Raw genomic sequence first — 6000 nt, 5'->3', positions numbered from 1 at the left:
ACGCTGGACGTGAGCGCGGCCACGACGCCGCAGGCGACCGGCACGCTGTCGGGTACAGCCGGTTCGACGGTGAACCTGGGCGGCAATACGCTGACGCTCGGCGGTTCGGGTAACGGCACGTTCGGTGGTACCGTCGGCGGCACGGGCGGGCTGACGCTGTCGGGCACCGGCACGGAAACGCTGACGGGGGCGAACACGTACACCGGCGCGACGACGATCAACAGCGGCACGCTGGCGATCGGCGCAGGCGGCAGCCTGTCGGCGAGCAGCCCGGTGAATCTGGCCGGTGCGGGGGCGACCTTCGACGTGAGCGGCGCGACCACGCCGCAGACGACCGGCACGCTGTCGGGTGTCGCGGGTTCGACGGTGAATCTTGGCGGCAACAATCTGACGCTGGGCGGCACGGGCAACGGCACGTACGGCGGCACGATTGCCGGCACGGGCGGCAGCCTGACGCTGTCGGGTACCGGCACGGAAACGCTGACGGGCAACAACACGTACACGGGCGGCACGAGCCTGAGCGGAGGCGGCACGCTGATCGCGGGGAGCAATACGGCGCTGGGCACGGGCGCGCTGACCACAAGCGGCGCAGGCGGCACGCTGGCCGCAAGCACGCCGGGCACGACGTTGACCAACGCGGTGAATCTCGGCAGCGGCTCGACGCTGACGGTTGGCGGTACGAACGATCTCGGCCTCGGCGGTGCGATCTCCGGCAGCGGCAATCTGGCGGTCAACGGGCCGGCAACGACAACGCTCACCGGCACGAACACCTACACGGGCAGCACGACGATCGGCGGCGGCAGCACGCTGGCGGTCGGTGCGGGCGGCACGCTGTCGTCGGGCAGCACGATCGACTTGTCCGGCACGGGCGCGACGCTCGACCTGAGCGCGGCCACGTCGCCGCAGACGACCGGTGCATTGTCGGGCGGCACGGGCACCAACGTGAACCTCGGCGGCAATACGCTGACGCTCGGTGGCGCGGCCAGTGGCACGTATGGAGGCGTGATCGGCGGGACGGGCGGGCTGACGCTGTCGGGCACCGGCACGGAGACGCTGACGGGCGCCAATACATACACCGGCGCGACGACGATCAACAGCGGCACGCTGGCGATCAGCGGCAACGGCAGCCTGTCGTCGAGCAGCCCGGTCAACCTGACGGCGTCCGGCGCGACACTCGACCTGAGCGGCGCCGCGTCTCCGCAATCGACGGGCGCAATCTCGGGCGTGGCGGGCTCGACCGTGAACCTCGGGAACAACAACCTGACGCTCGGCGGCTCGGGCAGCGGCACCTATGCGGGCAACATCGCCGGCACCGGCGGCGTGACGATGTCGGGCACGGGGACGGAAACGCTCACGGGCGCCAACACGTACACCGGCGCGACGACGATCAACAGCGGCACGCTCGCGATCGGCGCGGGCGGCAGCCTGTCCGCGACGACGCCGGTCAGCCTGACGGGTGCGGGCGCAACCTTCGACGTGAGCGGCGCGACCACGCCGCAGACGACTGGCACGTTGTCGGGCGTCGCCGGTTCGACGGTGAACCTGGGCGGCAACAACCTGACGCTGGGCGGCACCGGCAGCGGTACCTATGACGGCACGATCGCAGGCACGGGCGGTAGCCTGACGTTGTCCGGCACGGGCACCGAGACGTTGACCGGGACGAACACGTACACGGGCGGCACGAGCCTGACGGGCGGCGGCACGCTGATCGCGGGCAACGGATCGGCACTCGGCACGGGCGCGCTGACCACGAGCGGCGCGGGCGGCACGCTCGGCACCAGCGTAGCCGGCACGACGCTGAACAACGCGGTGGATCTCGGCGCGGGTTCGACGCTGACAGTGGGTGGTGCGAACAACCTGGGCCTCGGTGGCGCGATCACCGGCAGCGGCAACCTGGCGGTGAACGGCCCGTCGACGACGACGCTTTCCGGCACGAATACGTACACCGGCAACACGACGATCGGCAACGGCAGCACGCTGGCGGTCGGCGCGGGTGGCAGCCTGTCGGCGGGCAGCGCAGTCGATCTGGCCGGTGCCGGTGCGACGCTCGATCTGAGCGCCGCACCGGCGCCGCAGTCGACGGGTGAGTTGTCGGGCGTCGCCGGTTCGATCGTGAACCTCGGTGGCAATGCGTTGACGCTCGGCGGCACGGGCAGCGGCACGTACGGCGGCACGATTGCCGGCACGGGCGGTAGCCTGACGCTGTCGGGTACCGGCACCGAAACGCTGACGGGCAACAACACGTACACGGGCGGCACGAGCCTGACGGGCGGCGGCACGCTGATCGCGGGAAGCGGCTCCGCACTCGGCACCGGTGCGCTGACCACGAGCGGCGCGGGCGGCACGCTCGGTACGAGCGTGGCCGGCACGACGCTGACCAACGCGATCGATCTCGGCGCGGGTTCGACGCTGACGGTCGGCGGCGCGAACAATCTCGGCCTGGGCGGCACGATCTCCGGCAGCGGCAATCTGGCGGTGAATGGTCCGTCGACGACGACGCTCACGGGCACGAACACGTACAGCGGCAACACGACGATCGGCGGCGGCAGCACGCTGGCGGTCGGCGCGGGCGGCAGCCTGTCGTCGGGCAGCGCGATCGATCTGGCCGGTGCGGGCGCGACGCTGGACGTGAGCGCGGCCACGACGCCGCAGGCGACCGGCACGCTGTCGGGTACAGCCGGTTCGACGGTGAACCTGGGCGGCAATACGCTGACGCTCGGCGGTTCGGGTAACGGCACGTTCGGCGGTACCGTCGGCGGCACGGGCGGGCTGACGCTGTCGGGCACGGGGACGGAAACGCTGACGGGGGCGAACACGTACACCGGTGCGACGACGATCAACAGCGGCACGCTGGCAATCGGCGCAGGCGGCAGCCTGTCGGCGAGCAGCCCGGTGAATCTGGCCGGTGCCGGTGCGACCTTCGACGTGAGCGGCGCGACCACGCCGCAGACAACCGGCACGCTGTCGGGTGTCGCGGGTTCGACGGTGAACCTTGGCGGTAACAACCTGACGCTGGGCGGCACGGGCAACGGCACGTACGGCGGCACGATCGCCGGCACGGGCGGCAGCCTGACGCTGTCGGGCACGGGGACGGAAACGCTGACGGGCAACAACACGTACACGGGCGGCACGAGCCTGAGCGGAGGCGGCACGCTGATCGCGGGGAGCAATACGGCGCTGGGCACGGGCGCGTTGACCACAAGCGGCGCAGGCGGCACGCTGGCCGCAAGCACGCCGGGCACGATGTTGACCAACGCGGTGAATCTCGGCAACGGCTCGACGCTGACGGTTGGCGGTACGAACGACCTCGGCCTCGGCGGGCCGATCTCGGGCAGCGGCACGCTCGCGTTCAGCGGCCCGGCGAAGACGACGCTTTCCGGTGCCAACACCTACACCGGCGGCACCAGCATCACGGGCGGCGGCACGCTGATCGCCGGCACGCCGACGGCACTGGGCAGCGGCACGCTGAGCGTCGGCGGCAGCGGCGGCACGCTCGGGACGAGCGTGGCCGGCACGACGCTCGGCAATGCGGTGAACCTCGGCACGGGCTCGACGCTGACGGTCGGTGGCGCGAACAACCTTGGCCTGGGCGGCCCGATCTCGGGTGGCGGCAATCTGGCGGTGAACGGCCCGTCGACGACGACACTGACCGGTGCGAACACGTACACCGGCGGCACGACGATCGGCACCGGCAGCACGCTGGCGGTCGGCGGCAATGGCAGCCTGTCGGCCGGCAGTGCGCTGACGCTGGCCGGCAATGGCGCCACGCTCGACGTCAGCGGTGCGACGACGCCGCAGACGGCGAGCGCGTTGTCCGGTGCGGCCGGTTCGATCGTGAACCTGGGCGGCGGCACGCTGACCGTGGCCGGCCCAGCGGGTGGCACGTTCGGCGGCACGATCGCCGGCACCGGCGGTTTCGCGGTGCAGGGCGGCGGCACGCAGACGCTGACCGGCGCCAACACGTACACCGGCGGCACGACGATCGGCAGCGGCAGCACGCTTGCGCTGTCCGGCGCAGGCAGTCTCGCGCCGACGAGCCCGATGGTCCTCGCGGGCAGCGGCGCGACGTTGAACCTCGCGGGCTCCGCCGCGCCGCAGTCGATCGGCGCGCTGTCGGGCACGACGGGCTCGAACGTGAACCTCGGCAGCACGCCGCTGACGGTGAACACCGCGGGCACGAGCACGTTCGCAGGTACGTTGTCGGGCACCGGCCCGCTGACGCTTGCCGGTACGGGCGCGCAACTGTTGAGCGGCACGAACACGCTGTCCGGGCCGACGAACGTGACCGGCGGCACGCTCGCCGTCACGGGTTCGCTGGCCAGCTCGCCGGTGACGGTGGGCAACGGCGCGACCGTCACCGGAACCGGCACGATCGGCGGCCTCACGGTGGCGGGCGGCGGCACCGCATCGGTGTTGCAGCCCGGGCAACCGCTGAAGGTTGCAGGCAATGCGACGTTCCAGCCGGGCTCGACGCTGCAGGTCGGCGCCACGCCTCAACAAAGCGGCGGCCTCGACGTCAGCGGCTCGGCCGCGCTCAACGGCGGGACGGTGCAGGTCGTCGCGGCGAGCGGGCAATACCAGCCGGGCAAGCTCTACACGATCGTGAATGCAGGCGCGGGCGTGCAAGGGCAATTCAGCGCGGTGAATTCGACGTATGCATTCCTCACGCCAACGCTCCAGTACGACCCGTCGCATGTGTTGTTGTCGCTCGCGCCGAACGGCACGCCGTTCGCATCGGTTGCGACGACGCCTGACGGCCAGGCGGTGGCAGGCGCGGTCGGCACGCTCGGCGCAGGCAACCCGCTGTTCGACACGGTACTGACAGCCGATGCGCCGACCGCGAATCGCGCGTTCACGCAGTTGGCCGGCGATCTGTATCCGAGCACGCGCAGCGTGCTGCTGTCGGACAGCCGTTACGTGCGTGACGCAGTGCTCGATCGCGCACGCCTCGGCTCGCAACCGGGCGGTGCGTTGTGCGGCTGCGAGGCGCCCGTGTCGGCGGACGATCATGCGGCGTCGCTCGACCGGCGGCTTGCGTCGGAGAACGGCTGCACGCCGGCGAAGTCGTTCAAGCCGGCGGTGTGGGGCCGCATCTACGGTGCGCACAGCCGGTTCGACGGCGACGACGTCGCGTCGATCGATCGCAACCTGTACGGCTTCGTCGTCGGTACGGACGCGGAAGTCAGCAGCCACTGGCGCATCGGTATCGCGGGCGGCGCGTCGCGCAGCCAGCTCAATACCGACCAGAACGAATCGGCGAAGGTGAACGGCGAGACGATCGCGCTGTATGCCAGCGGCCGATACGACGCGTGGAACGTGCGCGGCGGCCTGGCGCAGTCGTGGTACCGCGTGCACAGCGAGCGCAATCCGTCGTTCGGCGGCTTCTCGGATCACGACACCGCCAGCTACGACGCGAACGCGACGCAGGTGTTCACCGAGATCGGCTATTCCACCGCGATCCGCAACGTTGCGCTCGAGCCGTTCGTCGGCCTCGCCTACGCGAGCGTGCATACCGGCGGCTTCAAGGAGAACGGTGGCGCGGCCGCGCTGCAGGGCGAATCGAACACGAGCGGGCTCGGCTTCTCGACGCTCGGCGTGCGGGCTTCGACCGATGTGGCGATCACGACGAAGGGCAAGGTCACCGCGTATGGCACGGTCGGCTGGCGGCATGCGTTCGGCAATACGCAGCCGGGTTCGACGCTGTCGTTCGCGAGCGGCGGCTCGCCGTTCAGCGTCGTCGGCGTGCCGGTCGCGCGGGATGCCGCGGTGCTCGAGATCGGCGTCGATGCGGCCGTGACGAAGAACCTGTCGGTCGGGCTGTCGTATAGCGGCCAGGTTGGCGGCAACGTCAGCGACCACGCGCTGTACGGCAACCTGTTGTGGAAGTTCTGAGCGCGGGCCGGCCGCTTGCGATGCGGTTTTCGTGAGCGGCCGGTTTGTTGATCGATGGCGCGGTAGTCGATCGATCCGTTCGTCACACGCGTTTCGTGATCCGAAGCG

At 70.9% G+C, this 6000-nt stretch carries 1 protein-coding gene; it reads left to right on the top strand.

From position 1 onward, the window contains the following. A partial coding sequence (locus tag HW466_RS26430; RefSeq protein ID WP_176316114.1) for an autotransporter domain-containing protein occupies positions 1 to 5892 on the top strand: 5892 nt, incomplete at its 5' end. Positions 5893 to 6000 lie beyond the last annotated feature (108 nt).

The sequence above is a fragment of the Burkholderia territorii genome, from assembly GCF_902833055.1.
GTDB classification, from domain to species: Bacteria; Pseudomonadota; Gammaproteobacteria; order Burkholderiales; family Burkholderiaceae; genus Burkholderia; species Burkholderia territorii.
The sequence above is the reverse complement of the archived record's forward strand: the minus strand, read 5'-3'. Positions and strand labels throughout refer to the sequence as shown.